This window comes from Candidatus Desulfovibrio trichonymphae (assembly GCF_002355955.1).
In the GTDB taxonomy this organism is placed as follows: Bacteria; Desulfobacterota; Desulfovibrionia; order Desulfovibrionales; family Desulfovibrionaceae; genus Desulfovibrio; species Desulfovibrio trichonymphae.
The window spans coordinates 285,614-310,766 of record NZ_AP017368.1 but is presented as its reverse complement, the minus strand read 5'-3'; the positions used below and the strand labels follow the sequence as shown (position 1 = coordinate 310,766).

Below are 25,153 nucleotides of genomic sequence, written 5' to 3'. Positions count from 1 at the left end.
TTTTACTGTATGCCCAGATCCCGCAACAGATTCTCCACCGCCATGCGGCCCATTGTTTCCGTTGCCCCGCTTGTTGACGAAGAGCAGTGCGAGCCCATGACCACGTTATCGAGTCCGTACCAGACCGGATCGGCCGGGGGCTCCTCTTCAAAAACGTCCAGGCCGGCCCCGTGGAGACGGCCTTCCCGCAGGGCCGCGAGCAGCGCGGATTCGTCAACCAGGCCGCCGCGCGCCGTATTGACGAGAACAGCCGTTTTTTTCATTGCAGCAAGGCGGTCCGCGTTGATCAGATTGCGGGTTTCATCGTTCAGCACCGTATGCAAGCTGATAAAATCGGCCTTGCGGCAGATGCGATCCACATCGGCGCGCTCTACGCCCGCTTCACGGGCATGGACATCATCAAAGGCAATGTCGTGGGCCAATACGCGCATGTCAAAACCCCGCGCGCGCCTTGCCACACATCTGCCCACAGCGCCAAGCCCGATAATGCCCAATGTTTTTCCGTACACGTCAATGCTTGTGATCTTGCCCCAGTCTTTTGCGCGGCAACGCCGGTCAATCAGCGCCGCCTTGCGGGCAACGGCCAGCATGAGCGTGAAGGCGTAGTCCGCCACGGCATTGCTGTTGGCCCCGACAGTGCGTGAAACCGCAATGCCCCGCTCTTTGCAGACGGCAAGATCAATATTATCCGTGCCGACGCCGTATTTTGCGATGGCGCGTACACGCGGCGCGGCCGCCAGAACCTCGGCGTTCATGGGGTCAACCCCCAGTATCACGCCATCGCACGAAGCGAGTTTTTCCTTCATTTGCGCGGCGGAAAAAATCCCGCCGGAATCATTGCGCATGACGTTCAGCCCGGCCTCGCGCAGGGCGTCAAAAAGTTCAGGATTATTTTTGCCGAAAGACCGCGGTGTTACAAGAATATTCACAAGCCGCCCTCCGTTCCGGGTCAGACGAGGTATGCTCCATCACAAAAATGCCGTTCAGACGTTCCTGCACGTTATCTGGCAGTAAATCAATCCCATGATATGCTGGAGGTTACAAGAATGGCATAATGTTCATAGTCCACTTGGTTCTTTGCATACCGTTTTTTGACCACCGCCAGCTTGCGCCGCAAAATTTCAGCGAGAAAATTACCGTTTCCGCACGCCGGCTCAAAAAAACGGGAGTCAATGCGCTCGGCTTCCCGCTTCACCATATCCAGCATAGCGTTGATTTCCCGTTGTCCAGTAAATACCTCGCCGTGGTCAGCAACCCGGTTTTTAGATTTTATCTGGCTATCTTCACACATTTTTTTCTTCTATCACGTTTCTTAATTTTTCAAAATCTGCTGAACAGGGTGCGAATCTGAATCTGAAAACGTGCGCCCAAGCCGTCACCTCACATCTGCTTGTCCAGTGAAGACTATTTGCTTCTTAAAAAGCATCTTTTTTATTTGAGGATAATTGCAGGGATAAATATTTTTAAATCTATTTAAATAAATTATATCAATATGATACATATATAATAAGCCTTAAAATATATAAAGCTTGGAGCAGGAAGCCGGATTGATCTGATTTTTGTATTTTTGCCGGAGCCTGTGCATGACATCCAAGGGAATTAAAGATGCGCGCCTTCCGACGCGAACCTTGAAGGGAAAAGGCAAGGAAGAATGCAGAGTTGCTGCTCATATCAGGGCAGTTCAACAGAATTTTCCATTTCCAGAATAGAAATAACTTATTGATATTAATAGAGAAGCTTAATATTCTCCCTCGTGGTCTAGAATTCCACAGTCCTTGATTCCCCGGTAAACGTATGGAATCTCGCCTTGACGTCCTTCAGGAACAGCACTTGAGAATTGTTGTCATCCGCCGAATACATTTTTTTCAACTCCGGGTAGGAATCCAGCATAAATTGCTTTGCCTCGCGTCTGTCGTCATTCACAGCGACAGCCTGAATCCGCACCCATTTCCCCTTGCCGTCATAAGCGCAAATCTCGATTTTCGGGTTACGCGCCATCTGCTTGAAGACGTCCTTCTTTTTGCCGGTCTGGATATAAAGTTTTCCGTCATAAATGGCCACAGTACCGAACGGACGCACTTTGGGCTGGTCACCATCCACTGTTGCCAAAAAATACTGCCCGCAACTTTTCATAAAATCGTGAACTTCCTGCATACCTACCTCGCTTTTTTGACCTTTGTCTTCCGTCGCAAAGGCGTCACTGCCCATTACTATAAATGCCGTCAGCATGAATACGGCCAAAACCGTTGATGCGACTTTCACAGATCCAACTCCATTCATCATTTGCTTAATTGTGCCGTGTTCTCCGTTGGGATGCAAGGCAGATCCGTCTGCTGCGGCTCCTTCAGAAGCGGCACCCTCGACAATTTTTTCCAGCAACAACCCGGTATTCATTGTTTTGCGCGGACTTCCGTTTACGGCAAGCAGTTTCATGATATCTCCTTTTGCAATTGCGACAATAAGATGCAGTTCTGCCACTACCCATCCCGATAGAGATCGTCAGTTTCCGCATCCCAGTCAACATAGAGGGGGACTTTCTCCTTTTCGTTCCACAATTCAATGTCAATGGATTTAGATACTATATGAGACTATCAAGCCCTGTAAAAGCCAAGTCCCGCAATGTTTTTTTGGCATTATTGGACTTTATGGTTTTTTAGTTTGGTGCGAGAGGGGGGACTTGAACCCCCACAGCCGAAGCCGCTGGATCCTAAATCCAGTGCGTCTGCCCATTCCGCCACTCTCGCCTGCACAGACAAAAACACACACAGCCCATGCGCTCACAACAAGGCTGTTGTGACCACAGGCGCACATGCCCCTGAGTCAGTTCGGCAGCAACCGTTTGCATATTTCCTGTCCGGCTCTCCGTCCGGCGCCCATAGCCAGAATAACCGTTGCCGCACCGGTGACAATGTCCCCGCCTGCAAAAACATTGGACAGGGATGTTTCGCCCGTGGTTGCGCCCACCTTGATATATCCGCGGTTCGTGCGCTCAAGGCCGGGCGCGGCGTCGAGCAAAATGGGGTTTGGACGCGTGCCGAGGGCCACAATGGCCAGATCTGTGGGAAGAACACGGGGTTGTCCTTCCAGCGGCACAGGGCGGCGACGGCCCGAGGAGTCCGGCTCGCCAAGTACCATGGTTTGCAGCGTGACGGAAGCGAGCCGCATTTCCTCATTGCCGTCAAAGCCGTCAAATCGCACCGGCGCGGCCAGCATGGCAAACTGCACACCCTCTTCTTCAGCGTGTTCTATTTCTTCCTTGCGCGCCGGCATTTCCGCTCTGGTGCGTCTATAGACAATATGCACGCTTTCCGCGCCCATGCGAAGGGCCGTACGGGCCGCGTCTATAGCCACATTGCCCGCGCCGAAAACAGTGATGTTTTTACCGGGAAAGGCCGGAGTGTCCTGCCTCGGAAAATCGTAGGCCCGCCCTAGGTTCACGCGCGTCAGGTATTCATTGGCGGAGAAGACGCCCACCAGATTTTCGCCCGGCACGCCCAAAAAGATCGGCAGACCCGCGCCTACGCCGATGAACACGGCGTCGTACTCCCTGCGCAAATCTTCCAGCATTATCGTACGCCCCCCTACCGAGTTCAAATAAAAGCGCACCCCCAAGGCGGCCAACCCGTCAATTTCCGCGGCGACCACGTTTTTGGGAAGGCGAAACGCCGGAATGCCGTAAACAAGCACACCACCCGGCTCGTGCAGGGCTTCAAACACGTCTGTTGCAAGCCCGTTGGCCGCGCACATTCCCGCGCAGGTCAGGGAGGCAGGGCCGGCGCCTATGCAGGCAACCTTTTTGCCGTGACGGGGCACGGCGCATTTTGTTTTTTCCGTAAGACGCTCACAGGCGATAGGTGCGATGAACGAATCCGCCACAAAGCGTTCCAGCCGTCCTATGGCCACCGGCTGCCCCTTGGCGTTCAACACGCACTTGCCCTCACACTGGTATTCCTGTGGACAGACACGGCCACAGACGGCGGGCAGACTGTTGGTGGACTTGACGACGGTGTAAGCGGTCTGCAGATCGCCGCGCGCCAGCTCGGCAATAAAATCGCGTATGGGCACCTGTACCGGACAGCCCGCCACACAGAGCGGCTTTTTGCAGTGCAGGCAGCGCGATGCCTCCTGCATGGCCATTTCTGTTGTGTAGCCGAGGGCCACTTCTTCAAAATTGGCGCGCCGTGCCAAGGGCGGCTGACAGGGCATGTCCACTCTGGGGGCAAGATATCCTGAATTTTTTTTAATTTTCATGTAAGCGCCTCTCGTACATGTCCAAAGAGAGTTTTTCCTGATCGCGGTAAGCGGCAAGCCGGCGGCGAAGTTCGGCAAAGTCCACCTGATGCCCGTCAAATTCCGGCCCGTCCACACAGGCGAACTTTGTTTGGCCGCCAACGCTCACGCGGCAGGCGCCGCACATGCCAATGCCGTCCACCATGACGGGATTCAGGCTGACTGTTGTCCTGACGCCGAAGGGCCGCGTTGTTTCGGCCACAGCGGCCATCATGGACACTGGTCCCACAGCCACCACCTCAAAAACGGCCATGTCTTTCTCAAGCCGTTCGCGCAGAAGCTCAGTGACAAGGCCCTTGCGGCCGTAGCTGCCGTCGTCTGTAGAGACAAGAAGTTCATGGGCAAAAGAGGAAAGTTCTTTTTCAAAAAGCAGTAAATCTTTGCTGCGCGCGCCGATGATGCCCACAACGCGGTTGCCCGCGCGGAAATGCCCCTTGGCGATATGGTGCATGGCGGCGATGCCCGTGCCGCCGCCGACGCAGACGGCCGTGCCGCCTTTTTCAATGTGCGTGGGCCGACCCAACGGGCCGCAGACATCCAGAATGTCGTCACCCTCAGCAAGGCTTTCCAGAAAAGCCGTGCTTTTGCCAACAACCAGATAGACAACAACAATGCTCCCCTTTTCCGGATCTATGTCGGCAATAGTCAGAGGAATACGTTCGCCTTTGTCGTGCATGCGCAGCATGACAAAATGTCCGGGCCGCGCTCTGGCTGCTATCTCCGGCGCGTACAGCGTGAGCTTGCTTGTTTTTCCCGGTATCAGATTTTTCTTGTGAAGAATGGTGGTTGACATACGCTCTCCTGTGACCTCTGAAAAATGTTGTTCGCGGCATAATAGTCGTGAATGGGCGCGCTGACAACAGGGCGTGGACGAGGATGTATTATAATATATTGTAATAATAAAAATTATTCAAAAATAAATCTTGATATATCAACAGATATACCAGCAAATTTTTTCCCTGAAAACAACGTCGAAAACAGCACCTTCAAAATTTATATTCATGAACAAAATAGTGCCTTCCTAATTGAATAACTGCATAAAAATATGACTATAAATAATATCCTGGAGTTGCAAAGCTCTCTTTACCTTGTCAAGGACATCCTCTCTGAATAAAGGCCGAAGCATATCAAAAATTATTTTTGTGCGTTTGTCAGGGGGGGCCAGCCTTTCCTGTGACCATGTGTATGTGAGTCAAAAAAGTCTCTTGCGTTGGTTAAACGGGATAATACATAAATAAACGCAACTAGAGCCAAATTTTTTAAAAAACCAGCCCAAAAACCTTTACACAGGAGAAGATTTTATAAATAGTGATTGTTCTTGTTAATAAAAAATATTTATAAATTATTTTACAAACTTTGTTTGCCACAGCTTAAAAAAATGCTTAGAAGTTGCCGCCCGAAGGCGAAGGTTTTATCCTCATCAAAGTAGAACAATAAATATGCGGGCACGTTCAAGTGAAGTAACATACGGCAATTGTAAAGCTGTCTGCAGTCGTCCGGAGCGCATCTCCCGCGCGAGGACCGGCGAATCTCATAATCACACGGGGCGTCTATGACATCACCTCTGTTCACGTCCGACGGATATCTTTGGCCGCTTTTCGCCGGCACGGTTCTTTTGCTGTTTGCCACAGCTCAGGCTGTTCTGCAGCGCGGCAACCCGCGTCGTCTGATTTTATGGGGCGCCCTGCACGATCTGGGCATTGTCTGTCTGGGGTTCAGCGCTCCCAACGCCACAGCCTATACCGGTCTTTGGCTTTTTGTCATTTTTCAGACAACGGCGCGCGCACTGGCCCTTGTTTCTCTTGCCCGACTCACACCTGACACGCAAGATGCGCCGCTGCTGCAAAATTTGCGCGGCTCAGGGTACGGCAATCTTAACGGCGCGCTCTTTGCCCTAGGCCTTCTGGGTGCGGTAGGCGGTTCGCCTTTCCTGATTCCCGAAGGCCGGGCCATGATCGTCAAAGGCGTGCTGTTCACATCGACGCATGGCGGCATTCCCGCCCTGCTTGTCATGGCCGCCGCAACAACGGTTTTTGTATGGCTTTCAGTAGACGCCGTGCGTTGCGTCTTCCTCACGCCGACGACGAAAGAACAAACAGCCATCGCCGGATCTTCCTCTGCAGCCGTAGCGCTGGTGATTGTTTTTTGTCTGCTTGTCGCTCTGCTCGGTTTCGGGCGTGAGGCGCTGACGGATATTGTCGGCAGACGGTTCGCGCTCGCGCCGGAACATGCGCCCGCGCACCCGGCCTACTGTTTTCTCTACGCCGGCGCCATAGCGGCAGGCCTAACCTCTTGGCTCGGCAGCAAAAAGCTGGCCGCGCTGGTAGCCATCTTTTTTTTCGCCGTGGCTTTTGCGGCCGCATTCAAGGTAGACAGCCCCCCCATACCGCGCCTTTTTCTCTTGTTGATCACGTTTATAGGATTTGTCGTCAGCGTCTATTCCAAAGACTATATCCATGACGAACGCGAAGGATGGTACTGGTTTTTCCTTCCGCTGACCTTCGCCTCCCTTGCAGGCATTGTGTCCGCGCACAGCAAGGACGCGTTCTACGGCTACTGGGAGATGATGACCTTTGCCTCCTATTTTCTTGTAGTGTATGAAGGCAAGCGCACCGCCTTTGACGCCGGCCTCAAATATTACGTCATGTGCGCCGGGGGCGCGCTGTTTATGCTGCCCGGGCTCTTCCTGCTGGAAGGTCTTTCCGGAAATGCCGTAAATCTTGCCGCCGTAAATCCGGTTTGGATTCAGGGAGCGCTTATGCTCTGCCTTGCCGGCTTCGCCGTCAAGGCCGGTCTTGTTCCGTTGCACTCGTGGCTGCCCGACGCCCACCCGGCAGCGCCTTCTCCCGTGTCCGCGCCGCTCTCCGGCATTATCACCAAGATGGGTATTTTCGGCATCGTCAGCGTCATCCTGGCAGGAGCAGATCAGACTGTCGGCGACATGCGCGGCCTGTTTGATTTGAGCTGGTTCGGCACCACTCTGGTTTTCATGGGCGCGGCCACCCTTATCTACGGCGAAATCATGGCATTACTCCAGGACGACATAAAACGCATGCTGGCCTACTCCACACTGGGCCAGCTTGGCGAAATCACGCTTGTTCTGGGTATGGACACGTGGCTTGCCACAACAGGCGCGCTCTGGCATGTCGTCAACCACGCCGTTATGAAAGATTTGCTCTTTCTCGGCGCGGGCGCGCTCATTATGCGCGCAGGCTCCCGCAATCTGGCCGACATGCGCGGCATGGGACGCCAGATGCCGTGGACAACGGCCTGTATGGCCGCGGGCCTTGTCAGCATCATGGGACTGCCGCCTTTTGGGGCTTTTTACAGCAAATTTCTGATGATACAGGCTTCTGTGAACGCCGGCTACATATGGATGGCGGCTCTTATTCTGGCCGGTTCGCTCGTCGGCGCCATTTACTATATGCGCATTCTCAAAACCCTAATTTTTGACGAACGGCCAGCACATTTGCCGAACGTCGCGGAAGCGCCCCTCTACATGCGCCTCCCCTTGGCGGTTCTGGCCGCGCTCAGTCTGGCGCTTTGCCTTGTGCCGCAACTGCCGATGCACCTCGTTGCCGGCGCCGCTTCCTTCTGCTCTGAACCAACGCTGACCGACATCCGCGTCCTGGACGCGCTTGCCGTGCCCTGGCCCATCTATGTGACAACGCCGATATTCGGCGCGCTCATACCGGCCTTTTTTTCCGACAACCGCAGAAAAGCGGGCTGGTCGTCCGTAGCGGTGCTGCTCGCAACCGCTCTGCTGGTAATGGCCTTCGGCCGCGGCATGGATACACTCTCATTCTGCTTTGCCATGATAGTGCCGATCATCGGCGCGCTGAACATGGCTTACGCAGTGGGCTATATGGATCACAGCCACACCCAGTGGCGCTTTTACGGGGCATTTACCTGTATGTGCGGCGCGCTGGTGGGCATGGCTGCCAGCCGTTATATGCTGAGCTTTTTCCTCTTCTGGGAAATCATGAGTTCATGGACGCTCTATATGGCTATAGCGCATGAGGGGACACGGCCATCCCTGCGTGAAGCTTGCAAGTACTTTATCTTCAATCTGGCCGGCGCGGGCTTTTTGTTTGTCGGCATCTGCGTTGTCGGCCCGCTCACGCCATTCACGGCAGAGCTGCTGACTGGCTTTGCTCCCGCATTGCCGCAGCACGCGGCATGGCTCGGCACAGCGCTGTTGGCTACGGGTTTTGTGCTCAAGGCCGCGCAACTGCCCATACGCATTGACTGGCAGATGCACCCGGCGCTCGCGCCCACGCCCGTTTCCGGCTATATATCTTCAGTGCTGCTGAAAAGCGCCATTATCGGTCTTATCAAACTCTTTGCCCTGCTCGGCGGATCTTTTGTGCTGGCCGGCGTATTCCCCGGCTACGAAAAAATAAACCTGATCAACCTCGCCGTTATGTGGATAGGCGCGATCACCATTATATACTCCGCCATACGCGCTCTGCAGGTGAACGGACTCAAGCTCGTCTTCATCTACTCAACAGTGAGCCAGCTCGGTTATATGGTTCTGGCTGTGGGCACAGGCGGCGCATTGGGGTATGCGGGCGGCATGCTTCACCTCATCAACCACGTTTTCTTCAAGGATTTGCTCTTCCTTGTCTGCGGCGCCGTCATGTTTGCCACACACAGGGAAAGCCTTGAGGATCTCGGCGGCATAGGACGAAAAATGCCTTTTACTCTGCTTGTCTTCGCCATTGGCGGCCTCTCGCTTGTGGGCGTGCCGCCGACAAGCGGCTTTTCTTCCAAATGGCTCATCTACCACGCGCTGATGCAGGCGGGCCAGCCCCTTCTGGCGCTGCTCTCCCTTGTCGGCAGCGTGATAACGCTCGCTTATGTTGCTAAGTTCCTGCACTCGGCATTTTTGGGACAGCCGGCGCCGGATCTTGACAATATTAAGGAGGCGCCGCGCATCATGCGCCTTCCCATGGGCATTCTGGCTTTCGGCTGCGTGCTGACCGGCGTCTTCCCCGGGCTTGCGCTCAAGCCCATCAACAACATCCTGCGCGAATACGGTTCAACCCCGCTCGACGTGAACCTTGCCGGCGTGGTTTCCGGACCGGGCGCATGGAACGCCACAGCCATATTCATTATGGCGCTTCTGGCCTTTCTTGCTGGCTGGTTCTTTGTGCGACGCTTTACCACGTTGCGCGAAATTGACGTGCACACCTGCGGTCTGCCGCCGAAAATCGCCGCCAGCCGTATGGGCCCATCCAGCATCTACGGTGGTCTGGCGCCCTATATAAACGCGAAGCCCGCTGCCGAGGAGAACAGGTCATGAGCGACACGCTGCTTGCCATCCTGCACATGATAATCTTTCCCGGCGGAATCTTCGCCCTGGCTGTGGGTTTCTTTTTCAAAGGTCTGGATCGCCGTGTGGAAGCGCGACTGCAGCGACGGGTTGGTCCGCCGTTGAAACAGCCCTGGCTTGACACGGCAAAACTGCTGACCAAGGAAACACTGATTCCAAATACAGCCTGTCGTCAGACATTTCTGCTGGCGCCGGTGTTCGGCCTCACAGGCATGGCCGTCTGCGCGGCTTTTATTCCCATTCCCGGCGTGTATTCCGGGCTAAACAACATGGGCGACCTGCTTGTCATCTTCTACCTGCTGCCCATTCCTGCCATAGCCTTGATGATCGGCGGCTCAGCCTCAAGTTCTCCGTTCGGCGCTTTGGGTTTTTCACGCGAAATGCTGCTCATGCTCGCCTATGAAACGCCGTTGCTCATGATTCTTCTCGCGGTGGCCATGATCGCCGGCAAAAGCATTGCCGGCGGCGCAGCAGGCGCGGAGTTCTCTCTGCTCAAAATAGTGGCCTGGCAACAGCAGACCGGCTCTCTGGGGCTGAACACGGCCATGATCCCGGCTTTGCTCGCCTATCTTATCTTTTTGCCCGGCACTCTGGGCGTTACGCCCTTTGACATTCCCGAAGCGGAAACGGAAATTATTGAAGGTCCGCTTCTGGAATACGGCGGCCCTCTGCTGGCGCTTTTTAACATGACCTCCGCCCTCAAGACTTTTGTCCTTCTGGGACTTGGCGTAGCCCTGTTCTTTCCCGGCGTCATCAGCGCATGGTGGCCTGTCAACCTTATCTGGTTCCTGCTTAAGTGTCTTGTGCTGATGCTGCTTTCTATTACCGTGGTCAAGTCGGCGACAGGACGTTTTCGCATTGATCAGGCCTTCCGTTTCTATGTGACTATTCCTGTGGCGCTCGCGCTGTGCAGCTTGATACTGGTATGGGTGATGTAAGGAGGCCGCTGTGTCGCTGGACAAAATGCTTCAAAAACTTTCCGTTCGCTCACCGTGGCTCTTCCGGATCAATGCAGGCTCCTGCAATGGCTGTGACGTGGAACTCGCCACCACGGCCTGTATTCCGCGTTACGACGTGGAACGCTTCGGCTGCAAGTACTGCGGCAGCCCAAGGCATACGGATGTTGTGCTGATCACCGGTCCGTTGACGACCAAAATGCGCGACAGCGTGCTGAGAGTCTGGCATGAAATTCCCAATCCCAAGGTGACAGTCGCTGTCGGCATCTGTCCGATTTCCGGCGGCGTCTTTCGCGGAAGTTATTCCATTGAAGGGCCGATTGACCGCTACATCCCGGTAGACGTCAATGTCCCCGGGTGTCCGCCGCGCCCCCAGGCCATTCTGGAAGGCATAGTGCTGGCGCGTTCAATCTGGCTCAAAAAGCTGGGTCTGGAGGAATAATATGGCGGGCTTTCTGAAAATTCTGTTCCGTAATCTGCTGAATGGTCCAAGTACAGACCCTTATCCGATGGGGCCGACTTTTTCCCCGCAGCGAATTCGCGGTCGCGCCAAGGTAGATCCCAACCTGTGCATGGGTTGCGGCATGTGCCGCTATTCCTGTACTGCCGGAGCCATCAATATTGCACATCTCCCCGACGGCAGCGGTTATACCATAACCATCTGGCAAAATTCCTGCTGCCGGTGCGCCTCCTGCCGTCATTACTGCCCGACCGGCGCCATGAGCGTGACAGATGACTGGCATTCAGCACATCCTGAAAAGGATAAATTCAACCGGCTGGAACAGCAGACCATCAAATATACGCCCTGCGCGGACTGCGGCGCGCTTATGCGACCAGTCCCCGCACATCTGGCGCAGCGCCTTTACGCCGAGAACAAAGAAATTGACACGGAAAAAATCCGTCACATCTGCCCCAAATGCCGCCGGATTGAAGACGCAAAACGCACTGCCCGACGCTTGCTCACGCCGGCGCCCGAACCGATGAAAGCAGCCGAATTAACCTCACCGCGCCCACAAGATACGAGATAGGGAGTAAGCCCATGCAAGAGACTATTCGCGGCGATGTGCATATCATACAGAGCATTACGGCTCTCTGCGACGAAACCGGCGCTGTGCGCCACAGTGTGGACAGCTTCAGCAACGCTTTTCACTGGTTCAGACTGGGCACGCCGCGCATGCTGACACAGGCGACAGCTGTACTGCACGACGCAGGAGCGCGCCTGTGCATGGCCACAGCCTATAACCGCCGCCATTTGAACGAGCCCATGCAGGAAGTCTGCTATCACTTTGAACTCAGCGGTATTCTTTATAATCTTACAGTGACGTTGAATGGTGAATGCCCCGTGCCGTCCATTTCCCCGCTCTTCGCCAACGCTGACTGGCATGAACGTGAAATGATGGAACTTTATGGCGTCAAAGTGGCAGACCACCCCAACCCGCAACGGCTTTTCCTTGATGAAAAGCTTGACGCAGGCATACTCAATCAGGCTGTGCCGCTTTCCATCATGATGAACAGCGCATGCACGACAGACCTCTGGGAGCGCATCCTCAAAGACAGGGAGAAGCCGGAATGAGCACGGCAAGCAGCACATTCACCATGCCCCTCGGCCCAGTGCACGTGGCGCTGGAGGAGCCGGTTTATTTTCACCTGACGGTGGAGGGCGAAATCATACGTCACGTCAACCTGACCTCGGGCCATGTGCACCGCGGCATGGAGGCCATGGCCGCACAACGCAACCTGATTCAAAACACGACGCTGACAGAACGTGTCTGCTCGCTCTGTTCCAACAGCCATTCGTTCACCTACTGTATGGCGGTGGAAAACGTGCTGGGCGTTACCATTCCTGAACGGGCGCGATATCTGCGCGTGCTCGCAGAAGAAATCAAGCGTGTGGCCTCACATCTCTTCAACACCGCCATTCAGGCGCACATCATAGGTTTTAAATCTCTTTTCATGCACACTATGGAAGTGCGTGAAATGATGCAGGACATTAAGGAAACCGTATACGGCAACCGCATGAATCTGGCCTCAAACTGCATCGGCGGGGTAAAATGCGATGTGCCGGGTGCTCTTCTTGACTACATCCTTTCCATGATTGACAAAATCGAACCTGCAGTGGAAGAGATACGCGAACTTTATTCCACAAACAGCATGGTGCTCGCCCGCACAAAAGGACTTGGCCTTCTGCCCAAAGAAGATGCCCTGCGTCTCGGGGTTGTTGGTCCTGTGGCTCGCGGCTCCGGTCTGCGCATGGATGTGCGCAAGGATTCGCCTTATGCGGCCTACCCTGAACTGGAATTTGAAACAATAGTCGACAGCGGCTGCTGCATCCACTCTAGGACGAAGGTTCGACTGCACGAAATTTTTGAATCGTTCAAACTGATACGCCAGTGCTGTAAACGCGTGCCTGACGGCCCGACGACCGCCTCCATGCGGCAGATACGCGACGCCGAAGCCTGCGCCCGCGCTGAGGCGCCGCGCGGTGAAGTTTTTTACTATATTCGCACCAACGGCACAGACATCCCGGCAAGGCTCAAATGGAGGGTTCCTTCCTATATGAACTGGGAAGCGCTGGGTGTTATGATGCGCGACTGTAAAGTAGCGGATGTAGCGCTGATTTCCAACAGTATTGACCCGTGTGTCTCCTGCACGGAGAGGTAAGATGCACGAAGCGAGTCTGGTGCAGGGTCTGCTTTCCACGGCTCTGACGGCAATGGAAACTCACAATACGGCCAACCCTGCAAATCAGGCGATGCGAATTCAGGAAATTGAATGTGCAATGGGGCTGCTCTCCTGCGTGGAGCCCCTGACCATGACAGGTTGCTTTGAACTTTTTGCGGAAGGAACTCCGGCTGAAGGCGCGACGCTTACCCTCCGCACGACGCCGCTTGATTGCGGCTGCAGAATATGCGGTAACGCCTTCAGCCTGATGCAACGGCATTTTGTGTGCCCGCAGTGCGGGAGTGATGAAATCCACTTCAGCGGGGGACATGGGCTTACACTCATGTCTCTGCGCATTGAATCCGAGGAATAAGACCATGCACGAACACATTCAGGTCATAGCCGACAAATGCCGCGCCTGCCGCCGTTGTGAAGTGGCCTGTATAGCCGCACACCACAACATGACTTTCAAAGAAGCCATGAAACATCGCGATGAGCTGGTTTCTCGTGTGCATGTGGTTAAAACCGATAATTTCAAAGCGTCGGTGCGCTGTCACCAATGCGACAACGCGCCCTGCTGCAATGTCTGCCCCACCGGTGCGCTGCAACAGGAAGAAGGCCGCATTATCGTACGCGTACAGTTTTGTGTGGCCTGCAAAATGTGTTTAGCCGTCTGTCCTTACGGCGCTATTTCTCTGGAAAACATCGGCATGCCCCACGTTGATGACGATTCGGAAACCATGGCGCAACGCTCCCGCCGTGAAGTGGCTGTGCGTTGCGATATGTGCCAGGTCTGGCGTGAACAGAACGGCAAAAAAGTCACCGCCTGCATGGAAGCATGCCCGGCGCGGGCGCTCTTTATGATAGAGCCGGACGGTACCGTGGTGGAGCTGCCCCCTCTGGAGAAAAAAACCGCGGTTGAGGCAGCAGCAAAAACTTTTTGAACCAGCTTGTGCCGCAACCAATTTGTACGCTTGCCGTAACAACATCGGCACACGACGGCAGGGCCGAATCTGAACCGGACGACGTCGGCAACCGGCGGCGATATCATTTTTATGACCGGACATTGCCCTTCGGCGAAGAATGCGTTGTCACGCTCGATACGTGCGGACGCCATAATCCCAAAGCCTTGCTGCCGGCCTGTCTCTGGCGGATCAGTTCAGGGAGTCCTTGACGCGCCGGAGCATCTGTAGTAGTCTTTGTTAATGTATGCTTCTACAGCGTCGTGCGGACAGAAGAACAAACATGCGGCGTTGATATTGGACCTTGACGGCAGGAAAAGAGCTGTGTTTAAAGATTTTCTGCAGCAGCAAAAGAACGGCATGGAAGCTATGGCCGGCCTGGGTGTTATCGGTCTGCATCTGGTGAGCGGTCCGCTTGTGGGTGTTTGCATGGGTTACGGCCTTGATTATTGGTTTGGTTCAGGCCCTTGGTGCAAACTGCTTTTTTTGCTGGTCGGGATTGTCGCCGGTTTTTTGAATGTTTATCGGGACACGCGGCGCCTTTTGAAAAAAATGGCTGCACAAGACGCACACACTGCAAAAATTTTGCGGAACACCCATGTTGAAAACGATGTCGCGCAGCCTTGACGCATGGCTTTGGCGGCGCAAGATATGGCACCCGGAGATAGGGCCGCTTTTGCGCAACGAATTGCTGCTGACGTTTTTTTGTCTGCTGTGCGGCGGTGCTGTGTATACGGTGGCGCCCTGGTTTTTCTGGTTTGGCGTGGGCAGCGGCTTTATGACCCTGACATTTTTGAGCCTGGCGCGCTTTTTTTTGCGCACGGGTCCAGGCGAATACAACACAGCTTTTTTGTGCGCCGTGCTGTTGCGCTGGGGCGGCAGGCTGATTGTCTTTGCGGCGCTTTTGTATACAGCCATGATTGTCTGCAAGGCGCCTGTCACTGCCATTTTGGGCGGATCAACGGCTGCAGCCGTGACGGCACTTGCGACATACGCGCTGGCCGCACGAAGCTGATTGGTAACAACCACGTAAGATTGCGCAAAACTCAAGTGTATCTTACATGTACATCGCGTCAGGAACAGAAGCACATATTTACAGCAGGAGGTTTGATTCATGGCGGGTGGTTTGCCGCATCCGGTATTGCTTTCCACATTTTTCGGCATGGATGAAGTCGTTATTCACGGTCAGGCTGTAGAATTTAAACATGTTTTTTATTCTTGGATCGCCATGGCACTGCTGTTTGGCGTGGCCCTGATTTTGCGCAAACGCTTGACCATGGTGCCCGGTGGTCTGCAAAATTTCTTTGAGGCGCTCATAGACACCATCGAAAAATTTGTCTGTTCCAACATGGGTGAAGTGGGGCGGAAGTATGTGCCCCTTTTGGCCGGCATGTTCATCTATATCTTCTGCATGAACCTTATGGGCCTTGTTCCGGGTTTCGACGCGCCCACAGCCAACCTCAACTCCACGGTCTGCATGGCCCTGTTTGTATTTGTGTTTTACAACATTGTGGGGTTGCTCCGCTGGAAGGCCCGCTATGTGCATCATTTCACCGGGCCGTCCAAGCTTCTTATTCCGCTGATGTTGCCGCTGGAAGTCGTGTCGCACATTGCCCGGCCGCTTTCGCTGGCTCTCCGCCTTTTCGGCAACATCCGTGGCGAAGAAATCGTGATAGTGCTCTTTTTTGTCATGGCGCCCCTGCTGGGCACGCTGCCTATTTACGCGCTCTTCCTTCTGGGCAAGACCATGCAGGCATTTGTCTTCTTTATGCTGACCATGTTCTATATCAAGAGCGCACTGGAAGCGCCTGAGCATTAGAACAATTCTTTTGCGGGGAATGGTCCACGCGACCCAACAATAAACCAGTCCAAGGAGTTTGATATGCGCAAATTTTTGATGACAGCCCTGAATACCGCGGCTCTTCTGGGCATGGCGAGCATGGCCTTTGCCGCCGACAAGCTTGACCCTGCGGCCTTGGGCTTCACCTGCCTTGCCGCCGCCATCGGCATCGGCATTGCCGCTTGCGGTTGCGGTATCGGCATGGGCCTCGGCCTGAAGGGCGCCTGCGAAGGCGTCGCACGCAACCCCGAGGTAAGCGGCAAGATTACCGGCACAATGATTCTGGCCTTTGCCTTCATTGAATCTCTAGCTATTTACGCTCTGGTTATCAGCTTTATCCTGCTCTACGCCAACCCATACGCGTAGCGCCCCCTGATGACAAAAGGTATTTTCATGGCCGCCCCCCGCCTGTCTGGCCTATTTCGGCGAGTTCGGCATACGCGACGTCGACTACCCTGTCAATTCGCTTATTACCGCCATCACCTCGTCGCTCGGTGTGGATCGTGAATGGCGTATGGACAATCTCGGCAAGGCACTGCTCAATCATGGGGATTTTCGTGCCCGCGGCTTTAAGATAATGGGCATTTTTGACTGTGATCCACTCAAAATAGGAGAAGATTGTACATGGCCTTGAGGTACGCTGCACACGCAATATCAAAGATGTCGTGAAGAAATGGACATTGAACTAGGCATCATTACTCCCCCGGATCGCGCCCAACACGCGGCCGAACATCTCATCGACGCAGGGATTACCGCCATACTCAACTTCGCTCCGGCCAAGATACGAGTTCCGGACAACGTCAACGTGGAATACGTGGACTTTTTTGATCATCTCTATGCGCTGGCCTTCACGCAGAACTAGAGCATTTTACTCTTGAAAAAATCCATTCTGCGAAAATTATGCCAGGCAGGCAAAAGCCGTTCTACTTTACAGCGCCGTCTGTAACGCCGAAGAACGACCGGGATTCCTTCGTCTTTCTGTTATGGGGCAATCATTTCAATGTTCAGTCCTCATTTCAGTCTGTTGTCAGGCTTGTCACCGTCATAAGCCTTGTCACCTGTCGCCGGACAGGCAATTCATTGGCAAGCATACAATGCTCAAAGCATGTCTACGTTGCACAGCAGTCATCCTGTGCCGTGCCTTTATCTTACCCTGTTGTTTAAATCTCGACGATCCTAGGACAGACGAAGAAGACCGGCTTGGGGAATGTTTGTAGTCATGATGAACCTCCATTGTAAGACTGATCACTCTTCCTCCTGTTACACTTTTGTTGCATGTTGCCGGAGCATTGGAATAATAAATTTTTAAACCGTTGGGTATCTGACCGGCTGGAGCGCCGCCGGTTTTTGCGATAATCTGCGTTGCTCCCCCGCAGTGGGAGGCGGCAGTTCGAGAACCTCTTGCGTACGTTCAAAAAGATTGGACAAAATGGCGTTGGAAACCAGCATGCCGTTGCGCGTCAGCCGCAGACGGCCGTGCCGGATGTGTATGAGTCCGTTTTCGTGCAGGGCCTGAACCATTTTTTGATTGTCGCGCAAAAAATCCCGTCCCGTGAGCTCTCGCCAGACTTTTATCCGCAGCCCCCTCGTCGTGCGCAGACGCAGCATAAGCATCTCAAGCAGATGCGTTGTGGGCGTAAGGTATTCAATGTTGTCGTCAAGCTGGCCATGACGCATTTTTTCGTCCCAGGCTTTCTGCCCGGCGGGGTTTGTCCACCGCCGCCCCTGTATGGTGGATGTGGCTGACGGGCCAAGGCCGAGATAATTCATTCCCTCCCAGTACCAGCGATTATGACGACATTGAAAGCCCATGCGGGCGAAATTGGAAATTTCATAGTGCATATACCCGCACGACTCCAAAAACGCCGCTCCTTCAGTAAACATAATGCTCTGATCCCGCTCCGGCGGCAACGTAACTCGGCCTTCTGTACAGTCCAGTTCCAGCGCTGTGCCCGATTCCAGCGTCAGACCGTAAGCGGAAATGTGCTCCGGTGCCATACGCGTCACGTCTTTCAAGGTTTGCAGCCAGTTGCGCACACTCTGGCCGGGCAATCCCCACATCAGATCCACATTGATATTGACAAAGCCCGCTTCGCGCGCCACATAGACCGCGTGCAGGCTGTCCTTTGCCCTGTGCGTCCGCCCGAGCACGCGTAGCGTCGTTTCATCCAGCGACTGAATGCCGATGGAACAACGGTTGACGCCGACAGAAAGATACTGCGCCGCCCTGCTCGTATCCCGAAGTGATTCGGGATTTGCCTCCAGCGAGACCTCGACCTTTGAAGAGAGAGTGAAATATTTGGCCAGCCGTTCCAGCACAATGCCCACAATGCGCGGCGGCAGCAGGCTTGGCGTGCCCCCTCCCCAAAAAATCGTCTGCACGTCCGCCCCGCCATAGCGATCCGCCCAGTGCGCAAGCTCCAGAAGCAGCGTGTCCGCATAATCGCGCACCAACGGCGAAGCGGCGGCCTCCACCCCCCTGCCGAGCGGTGTGGAATGAAATGCGCAGTAATTGCAGCGCGTACGGCAAAAAGGAACATGAATATAGACAATCATGCGGTATTCTGACGAGTGTACTATGAATATTATAAGCAAAAATTATACTGAGAAAGGCTTTTCAGCAAAAAGCAGTTCCCGCCACAACGGCAGCTCCGGGTTCAATTCCAGATAATCCGGAGCAAGCGGGAGCGGCACGGCCTCGGCAAGCGCCCGGCGCAGACCTGCAAGGCCGATTGTCCGCGGAAGGCCCGGCGCATCCTGCAGGGGGCAGAGGTCAAAGTCATCAAACGGCGGCATTGCCATGACGGGCAGCCCCATGATGGCCGCTTCCAAAGCCGCTGTGGTGGAGTTGGAAGCCCACACGTGCACTCCAGGCAGCAAATGTGCGGCAATGGGTCCTCCGGCTTCCTGAATTTGCTCCGCCCGCGCGCCAAGCAGTTCGTGCAGTATCTTCCGCACCGGCAGATAAGGATGAGGCTTCACCACAACGGCAAACTCGTCCAGCAGCCCCGCCCGCAGGGCCTTGGCCAGCAAAGCAAGATGGGCGCGCGTTTCGTCCGCAAAAAAGCTTGTGACCACAAGCAGCTGTTTGTACGGCAAGGGGGGCGTTTTGGAAGAATCATTTTGTGTTTTTTTTGTCAGATACAGGTAGCGCAGCGCCTCTACCTTGCCTAGGCGGCGCGCCGGCACGCCGGCTTCAAGCCACTGCGCGCACGCGCTGTGACCGTTGCCGCGCAGTTCGTCCGGCTGGAAGGCCGCGCAGTCCGGGGCGCTGAAAGCGCGCGGGTCGTCAAAATAGCGAAAATCTGCCGGCCGTATGACGGAATGCTGCGTCCCGAACACAGGTCCCGCGCCGGCTTCATGCACAGCGTGGGTCAACATGCGTTCCCAAGGGCAGTTTTCCAAGGGGAAAAGCGTCCAGCGTTGCGGCCCGGACAGGCGAACCCAGTTGTTGAATGCCCTCTGTTGAAGGCATCGTTCAAGACAAAGCCAGCCGCGAAAGGATTCCGCCCAATATACGGCAAGTCTGTCCCGAAAGTTCAGCCGTGAACCGGCGAAACAAAACGCCGCGCGCACATGCCGCTCAAGGCGCAACGAAGCGACGGTCAAGCGCGCGTAGCGCAGGAGGGCGGCCAATATGTCCCGCGTCGAGAGAAATTCCTCCAGATAATGAAAAGAAAGGCCGTCTTTGCCGGCTTTGCGAAATTGATCCCGTAGCGCGATGCACCGGTCAAGGTCAAAATCCGGCACGGGGAAACGGATGAACAGCCAGCGTAGCCGCCGGCCGCCGCCATGCGCATTGAGCGCGTTGTGCAGGCTTTCAAAATAGCGTGAGCGAAAGCGTCCCTGCTGTGCGGCGTCCATGTCTATGTTGGGGAAATAGGTGACAATGCTTGCGCTTTGTCCCTGTGCGTGGGGCAAAGGAGCGTGCCCGGCAAAGGGCAGCTTGCGTCGGACGCTCCACCACCAGTGCGCCAGACGCGCCATAGCCCGCACAGGGGCAGGACAGAGGCGATAGAGCCTTGCAATAATGCCTGAAGCGGGCGGGCGGGCATCAGGGCGCATGTCGTCGGTGTTTTCTTGGGCGAATGTACGGCCGGATGCTGCGCACATGGCCGCAAGGCTCCGCGCAAGGCGTCTGTTCCCGCCGCGGAGCCGCAGGGCTGTGACCTCCCGCGCATCCATCAGTCGCTCCAGAACGCGCAGCCTATATATTGTATACAGCCCCGGCGTCATCTTGGGGTGGCGTTCATATATCAAGGAACACCACCAGAACGAAAGGCTTTCTCCGCAGCGCAGATACTCCTGCACTTCACGGCCGTTGACGCGCAGCCGGGCAAAATCATAAGCCCAGGCGGCGTGTTCCGCGCGTATCTGCAACAGTTCGTTCTGAAGAAACGCCGGCAGGGAAATTTCATCCTGCGGGACGTCCCATGCATCAAAGCGGACAACAAGCCTTTCAGGCGCGGCGTTCGATCTCGCCCTTGACCTGTCCATGCCCGTTCCGGCCAGCAAAAGCAGTTCGTTCACAGCATTTTTGTACACGACATGCCTTGCGATTGCAAAACCTCCGGCGTCGTGAACCAATGCCGTCATGCTTTATCCTACGTTTTCGACGACGATAGATGCGGTACTGAACTTCTCGCTATAATTCCATTTCTAAGTAAGGATGGTGTTAATAATCTATGGACATAAAAAAATTGATGGGATAGACCACCATATAATCGAAAACCTGTTCAGGCACTCAACCGGTAACAACAGAGTCCCTGAATCTTGGCTGCCCCTCATGCCGCCGCATTCCCCGCCCCGGAGGCGCGCCATGCATACCTGTTCCGACAAGGCCCAGCTGCTGCCGGGCGTCAAGCCCGTCCTGGAGCTGCTTTTGAGCAACCCCTCGCACATTGACCTCGTCTATTGCAAAAAAGGCCTGCGCAGTCGGGAAGCACTTGAAGCTCAACGCCTGTGCCGTCAACACGGCCTGCGCTTCTCCCTTGTGGACCAGCTTGTGCTCGACCGCCTTTGCCGCGACGACAAGGGACGGAAAGCCGTTGCCCACCAAGGTCTTATGGCCCGTCTGACCATGACCGCCTTCTGCGGACTTGACCATCTGCTCTCCACCGTCACGGAAGCGCCCCTGCCGCTGCTGCTGGCGCTTGATCAGGTGCAGGATCCCGGCAATGTGGGCACACTCTGCCGCACGCTCTACACGCTGGGCGGCGCCGGTCTTGTCCTGCCCATCCACAACAGCGCCCGGCTTGGACCGGCCGCCCACAAAGCCGCCGCCGGAGCGCTGGAACACTTGCCCGCCGCAAAGGTGACCAACCTAGGCCACGCCCTAGATCAGGCCGAAGAAGCGGGGCTCGCCATTTACGGAACCGGCGTTGCGGGCAAACCCGCTGCGGCCGGCACACTCAACGCTTTTACCGAACCCCTGCGCCTACCCGCCGTGCTTGTGCTCGGCAATGAACAAAAGGGTCTGCGCCCAGGCGTGGCAAAACGTTGCGCGCATCTGCTGCACATTCCGCAGGCCAGACCCTTGGACTCCTTCAACGTTGCGCAGGCGGGAGCCATACTCCTCGGCCTTGCGGCAGCGGCGCAAACACGCGCCGTTGATGCTTGATTCGGTATAAACGCAAAAAAAACAATAGAGTTGTCAACCCGCGCAACGACGTTTAATGCGCAGTTGGCCGCCGCGTTTCAATCCACGCCCCTGTGAAGGGGCGACACACTCCCTACCGGCGAACAGGCGGGCTACCACCTCGTTTCAATCCACGCCCCTGTGAAGGGGCGACTCGCGGCTGTCAATCGGTTCGACGACGAGGACATTGTTTCAATCCACGCCCCTGTGAAGGGGCGACACCACCACCCGTAACTTCAATAAAGCCGTTGTCCGTGTTTCAATCCACGCCCCTGTGAAGGGGCGACCGTATACATCAGGGAGCTGGGGGGATAAAGAACAGGTTTCAATCCACGCCCCTGTGAAGGGGCGACGGCTATAGTCCACGTGCTATCGACTGAAACACAGGTTTCAATCCACGCCCCTGTGAAGGGGCGACATGGCTACGCAAATACCACATTACCCAACAAGAAATAGTTTCAATCCACGCCCCTGTGAAGGGGCGACGCAAGGATAATTCCCAGCAGGATGACAATAACGTTGTTTCAATCCACGCCCCTGTGAAGGGGCGACCCTGCAGCTGTAACAACCAGTCCGTTGTTCGGCTGTTTCAATCCACGCCCCTGTGAAGGGGCGACGCTTATATCGAACTGTTGAGAGCGTCTATTGACGAGTTTCAATCCACGCCCCTGTGAAGGGGCGACTACACCAACCGCTACCCCGGGGGATCTGAATAATGTTTCAATCCACGCCCCTGTGAAGGGGCGACCTGTTGTCCGACAGGCACCCACCGCGGATTCAAGGGTTTCAATCCACGCCCCTGTGAAGGGGCGACCGCCTGCGCGCACCAGTTTAGTGGGCATGAGCAGGTTTCAATCCACGCCCCTGTGAAGGGGCGACCTTAGGGGGCAGCTGATGTGCACGGGGGCATGTGTTTCAATCCACGCCCCTGTGAAGGGGCGACCCCGGTACTCCTCACACAGCGATTCATGCAGCTCCAGTTTCAATCCACGCCCCTGTGAAGGGGCGACTGAGATTGGGTAGACCATAGACATTGCGCCCACGAGTTTCAATCCACGCCCCTGTGAAGGGGCGACAACATCACATCGACAATGGATCCGAGAGGCACAGTTTCAATCCACGCCCCTGTGAAGGGGCGACGTGAGCGTACCAGCAGGCGCACGTCCTCGAAGCCGTTTCAATCCACGCCCCTGTGAAGGGGCGACTGAGGTCGACCTTGGGTTTCACCAAGTTGACATAGGTTTCAATCCACGCCCCTGTGAAGGGGCGACGGCGGAAATTGTGTGATTCTGGCTATATATATATGTTTCAATCCACGCCCCTGTGAAGGGGCGACCCTTGTAGTTCTGCGCGTTCTCTACGCTTGTCTCGTTTCAATCCACGCCCCTGTGAAGGGGCGACATGATGTTAAAAAAAAGGGCTTCGGCGTCGATGGTAAAAGCATCGGCCACAGAACGATAAGGCATATATCCATCCTTGGCCGTTGCGGCAATGCTTCCCAAAATATCTTTTTTATCCAATCCGCTCTCCCCTTCCATACTGTACAACTCGTCAAAATAACGACCCACAGCCCGACGGGAGAAAATGTTGGCCACTTCCCGCAAAGCCGTACAACAAGCAGACGCCTTGCGGCTCTGTTCTCCGCGCAATATACTGTTCGACTCAAAAATATATACCAAGCCTGCGTCGAGCGCGCCTTCCCGGTTGCAGCGTCCCGCAGCCTGATGGATGGAGTCAAGTCCGTTCATGGCGCGGTAAAGCACCGGAAAGCTGATGTCCACACCTGCTTCAATGAGTGATGTGGCAACAAGCCGACAGGTCTTTTGCGGATCCTTCAATCGGTCGCGAACCTGCCGTAGCATTGCTTTTCTGTGGGCAGGGCACATCCATGTGCTGAGGTGAAACACATCATCCCGCCCTTTATTTCGCAAAGCATCACACAGATCACGGGCGTGCGCTCTGGTGTTGACGATGCACAACACCTGCGGCTGTTCCGCCAGACGCATCGTCAGTTCTCCATCATCCAACTTGCCCAAACGTTCCACAGTAACACGCTTCAGGTCCGTAAACATCGCGTCAGGGCGTTGCACGATTTCACTGACGGTATCCAGGCCACCCTTGAGCCAGGGTTTGACGCCCACCTCCGGCTGTGTCGCCGTACACAGCACAATGGACGTTGCGTACAGGCGGGCCAGTTCCTTCAGAGCGGAGAGGCAGGGACGAAGAAACCGCACAGGCAGGGTCTGCGCCTCATCCAGAATAACTACGCTGCTGGTGATGTTGTGCAATTTGCGACAGCGAGAGGATCGAGCGGCAAAAAGAGACTCGAAGAACTGTACGGCAGTGGTTACAATAATAGGCGCATCCCAGTTTTCCCATGCCAGTGTAGGCAAATCTTCCAGTGCGTCAGCGTCTTCAGGGGCTTTGGGCTCATCCTGCCCACTCACATTGCAGTGATGTTCCACAACAGCGTGCGCCAGTTCTTTTCCAAAAGCTTTACGAAAAACGTCGGCTGTCTGTTCAATGATGCTGGTATAGGGGATCACATAGATGATGCGGCGCAGAGCGTGTTTTTTAGCGTGTTCCATGGCAAACGCCAACGAAGAGAGGGTCTTGCCGCCGCCCGTAGGCACAGTGAGGGAAAAAATGCCCTGCGCCGTTACTCCTGCATTACGGCAATCGTGCAGCACTTCGGCCCGATATTTATTGATTGGCAGTTTTGCCGCGCTTGTTATCTTTTCCGCCAGATGGGCGTCCAGCCGTTCGTGCAGCAACGACAGGGCAGGATAGCTGCCGCGCTTTTCATTTCTCTCTGGTTTCATAAAGGCTTCTGTATCAAGAAAATCCGCATCCACGAGACAGGAATAAAGCATCTTGCCCCATAGAAAAAGAGGAAAAGCGGGATCAGCGATATGGGCAACCTTGGGTAGTGGCGGCGTGTCAGGCAGCGTGATTTCGTTTTTCCAGGCTGTGTAATCCGGCAATTCAGCGGCCTTGTGTATCCGTTCAGCAAGAGACGGATACCCGTCGCTGTTGCTTGCGCCGTCGGCAAGTCCGGTATGGTGACCAGAAATAACATGGGCCAAAAGTCGTCCCAAGGCCTTGCTCCGTTGCCTGTCTTCGGCGTAACGCATGACCTCGGCCGCTCCCGCTAGGGAATGATCCACTTTTTTCCCACCGTGCAGTCGTTTTTGAAAGGCGAATGAGTACTTGCCGAGATCGTGCAGCAGGCCACAGAGAAAAGCCCACTCTGCGGAATGAAAAGAAGCGGCAAATTGCGCTGCCTGTTGGGCGACCTGCTTCAGATGCTCAACGAGAGGCTGCCATGCTTCTTCCGGCGAGTCTGCGCGTGAATGGGCGTAGTACAACTTTCTCTTAAGATTAAAATTTACGATGTTGGAGACCAGTTCGGACAAAAATTGTCCTTTTTATACGGCTTGGTATGCGGACTTGTCAACTCTTTCTTTTTTT

At 55.1% G+C, this 25,153-nt stretch carries 21 protein-coding genes, 1 tRNA gene, 2 pseudogenes and 1 CRISPR repeat array; of the genes and pseudogenes, 15 read left to right on the top strand and 9 right to left on the bottom strand.

Going from position 1 to position 25,153, the window contains the following annotated elements; all coding sequences use genetic code 11:
• Positions 1 to 2: 2 nt before the first annotated feature.
• From RSDT_RS01515 to RSDT_RS01490, 6 genes are all read right to left on the bottom strand, one after another.
• Positions 3 to 929, bottom strand: a complete 927-nt coding sequence (locus tag RSDT_RS01515; RefSeq protein ID WP_096399283.1) for a phosphoglycerate dehydrogenase — start codon at positions 927 to 929, stop codon at positions 3 to 5.
• 86 nt (positions 930 to 1,015) lie between these two features.
• Complete coding sequence (locus tag RSDT_RS01510) at positions 1,016 to 1,291, bottom strand: hypothetical protein (RefSeq protein WP_197702119.1); 276 nt, start codon at positions 1,289 to 1,291, stop codon at positions 1,016 to 1,018.
• A gap of 467 nt (positions 1,292 to 1,758) precedes the next feature.
• Positions 1,759 to 2,433, bottom strand: a complete 675-nt coding sequence (locus RSDT_RS07120) for a pyridoxamine 5'-phosphate oxidase family protein (protein WP_231941872.1) — start codon at positions 2,431 to 2,433, stop codon at positions 1,759 to 1,761.
• A 226-nt stretch (positions 2,434 to 2,659) separates the two neighbouring features.
• A tRNA-Leu gene (locus RSDT_RS01500) sits at positions 2,660 to 2,744 on the bottom strand.
• Positions 2,745 to 2,820: 76 nt separating this feature from the next.
• On the bottom strand, positions 2,821 to 4,251 hold the full coding sequence (gltA, locus tag RSDT_RS01495; protein WP_096399282.1) for an NADPH-dependent glutamate synthase: 1,431 nt from the start codon (positions 4,249 to 4,251) through the stop codon (positions 2,821 to 2,823).
• A complete protein-coding gene (locus RSDT_RS01490) occupies positions 4,241 to 5,083 on the bottom strand; it encodes a sulfide/dihydroorotate dehydrogenase-like FAD/NAD-binding protein (protein WP_096399281.1) in 843 nt (280 codons plus the stop codon). The genes gltA and RSDT_RS01490 overlap by 11 nt, the downstream gene beginning before the upstream one ends.
• Positions 5,084 to 5,842: 759 nt before the next feature.
• Between RSDT_RS01490 and RSDT_RS01480 the strand changes: the two genes are divergently transcribed.
• The 14 genes and pseudogenes from RSDT_RS01480 to RSDT_RS01415 all read left to right on the top strand — a co-directional run.
• Positions 5,843 to 9,595 (top strand): complex I subunit 5 family protein, encoded by a 3,753-nt coding sequence (locus RSDT_RS01480; RefSeq protein WP_096399279.1) that lies wholly within the window; start codon positions 5,843 to 5,845, stop codon positions 9,593 to 9,595.
• Positions 9,592 to 10,563 carry a respiratory chain complex I subunit 1 family protein gene (locus RSDT_RS01475; RefSeq protein ID WP_096399278.1) on the top strand — a complete coding sequence of 324 codons (972 nt, stop codon included), beginning with the start codon at positions 9,592 to 9,594 and terminating at the stop codon, positions 10,561 to 10,563. Before RSDT_RS01480 ends, RSDT_RS01475 begins: the two co-directional genes overlap by 4 nt.
• A 25-nt stretch (positions 10,564 to 10,588) precedes the next feature.
• Complete coding sequence (locus tag RSDT_RS01470; RefSeq protein WP_096400370.1) at positions 10,589 to 11,023, top strand: NADH-quinone oxidoreductase subunit B family protein; 435 nt, start codon at positions 10,589 to 10,591, stop codon at positions 11,021 to 11,023.
• 1 nt (position 11,024) lies between these two features.
• Complete coding sequence (locus RSDT_RS01465) at positions 11,025 to 11,609, top strand: 4Fe-4S binding protein (protein ID WP_145954791.1); 585 nt, start codon at positions 11,025 to 11,027, stop codon at positions 11,607 to 11,609.
• 11 nt (positions 11,610 to 11,620) lie between these two features.
• Positions 11,621 to 12,154: an NADH-quinone oxidoreductase subunit C gene (locus tag RSDT_RS01460; protein WP_096399277.1), complete on the top strand. Its 534-nt coding sequence runs from the start codon at positions 11,621 to 11,623 to the stop codon at positions 12,152 to 12,154.
• Complete coding sequence (locus tag RSDT_RS01455; RefSeq protein WP_096399276.1) at positions 12,151 to 13,242, top strand: hydrogenase large subunit; 1,092 nt, start codon at positions 12,151 to 12,153, stop codon at positions 13,240 to 13,242. The genes RSDT_RS01460 and RSDT_RS01455 overlap by 4 nt, the downstream gene beginning before the upstream one ends.
• Before the next feature lies 1 nt (position 13,243).
• Positions 13,244 to 13,615 carry a hydrogenase maturation nickel metallochaperone HypA/HybF gene (locus RSDT_RS01450; RefSeq protein WP_096399275.1) on the top strand — a complete coding sequence of 124 codons (372 nt, stop codon included), beginning with the start codon at positions 13,244 to 13,246 and terminating at the stop codon, positions 13,613 to 13,615.
• Positions 13,616 to 13,619: 4 nt separating this feature from the next.
• Positions 13,620 to 14,186: a 4Fe-4S dicluster domain-containing protein gene (locus RSDT_RS01445; protein WP_096399274.1), complete on the top strand. Its 567-nt coding sequence runs from the start codon at positions 13,620 to 13,622 to the stop codon at positions 14,184 to 14,186.
• A gap of 8 nt (positions 14,187 to 14,194) precedes the next feature.
• The gene (locus tag RSDT_RS01440) at positions 14,195 to 14,416 is read left to right on the top strand and encodes a hypothetical protein (RefSeq protein WP_145954790.1); all 222 of its coding nucleotides are present in this window, start codon (positions 14,195 to 14,197) and stop codon (positions 14,414 to 14,416) included.
• 112 nt (positions 14,417 to 14,528) lie between these two features.
• The gene (locus RSDT_RS01435) at positions 14,529 to 14,831 is read left to right on the top strand and encodes an AtpZ/AtpI family protein (RefSeq protein WP_231941871.1); all 303 of its coding nucleotides are present in this window, start codon (positions 14,529 to 14,531) and stop codon (positions 14,829 to 14,831) included.
• Positions 14,803 to 15,219, top strand: coding sequence for a hypothetical protein (locus RSDT_RS01430; RefSeq protein WP_096399271.1), 417 nt, complete (start codon positions 14,803 to 14,805; stop codon positions 15,217 to 15,219). The genes RSDT_RS01435 and RSDT_RS01430 overlap by 29 nt, the downstream gene beginning before the upstream one ends.
• A gap of 99 nt (positions 15,220 to 15,318) precedes the next feature.
• Entirely contained in the window at positions 15,319 to 16,023 is a 705-nt protein-coding gene (atpB, locus tag RSDT_RS01425; protein WP_096399270.1) for a F0F1 ATP synthase subunit A, read from the top strand.
• A gap of 63 nt (positions 16,024 to 16,086) precedes the next feature.
• Positions 16,087 to 16,410, top strand: coding sequence for an ATP synthase F0 subunit C (gene atpE, locus RSDT_RS01420; RefSeq protein WP_096399269.1), 324 nt, complete (start codon positions 16,087 to 16,089; stop codon positions 16,408 to 16,410).
• A gap of 46 nt (positions 16,411 to 16,456) precedes the next feature.
• Positions 16,457 to 16,906, top strand: a pseudogene (locus tag RSDT_RS01415) (redox-sensing transcriptional repressor Rex); the annotation flags it as partial.
• Between the two features lie 443 nt (positions 16,907 to 17,349).
• Here the strand turns inward: RSDT_RS01415 and hemW are convergent.
• Together hemW and RSDT_RS01405 are read right to left on the bottom strand one after the other, a co-directional pair.
• Positions 17,350 to 18,600, bottom strand: a complete 1,251-nt coding sequence (gene hemW, locus RSDT_RS01410; RefSeq protein ID WP_096399268.1) for a radical SAM family heme chaperone HemW — start codon at positions 18,598 to 18,600, stop codon at positions 17,350 to 17,352.
• Positions 18,601 to 18,642: 42 nt separating this feature from the next.
• The gene (locus tag RSDT_RS01405) at positions 18,643 to 20,640 is read right to left on the bottom strand and encodes a TIGR04326 family surface carbohydrate biosynthesis protein (RefSeq protein ID WP_231941870.1); all 1,998 of its coding nucleotides are present in this window, start codon (positions 20,638 to 20,640) and stop codon (positions 18,643 to 18,645) included.
• Between the two features lie 223 nt (positions 20,641 to 20,863).
• Between RSDT_RS01405 and RSDT_RS01400 the strand changes: the two genes are divergently transcribed.
• Positions 20,864 to 21,664 (top strand): TrmH family RNA methyltransferase, encoded by an 801-nt coding sequence (locus tag RSDT_RS01400; RefSeq protein ID WP_096399267.1) that lies wholly within the window; start codon positions 20,864 to 20,866, stop codon positions 21,662 to 21,664.
• A gap of 74 nt (positions 21,665 to 21,738) precedes the next feature.
• Positions 21,739 to 23,083: direct repeats of the CRISPR family, unit length 31 nt; unit sequence GTTTCAATCCACGCCCCTGTGAAGGGGCGAC.
• Between the two features lie 320 nt (positions 23,084 to 23,403).
• Here RSDT_RS01400 and RSDT_RS07805 read toward each other — a convergent pair.
• Positions 23,404 to 25,050, bottom strand: a pseudogene (locus tag RSDT_RS07805) (CRISPR-associated endonuclease Cas3''); the annotation flags it as partial.
• Positions 25,051 to 25,153: the final 103 nt, after the last annotated feature.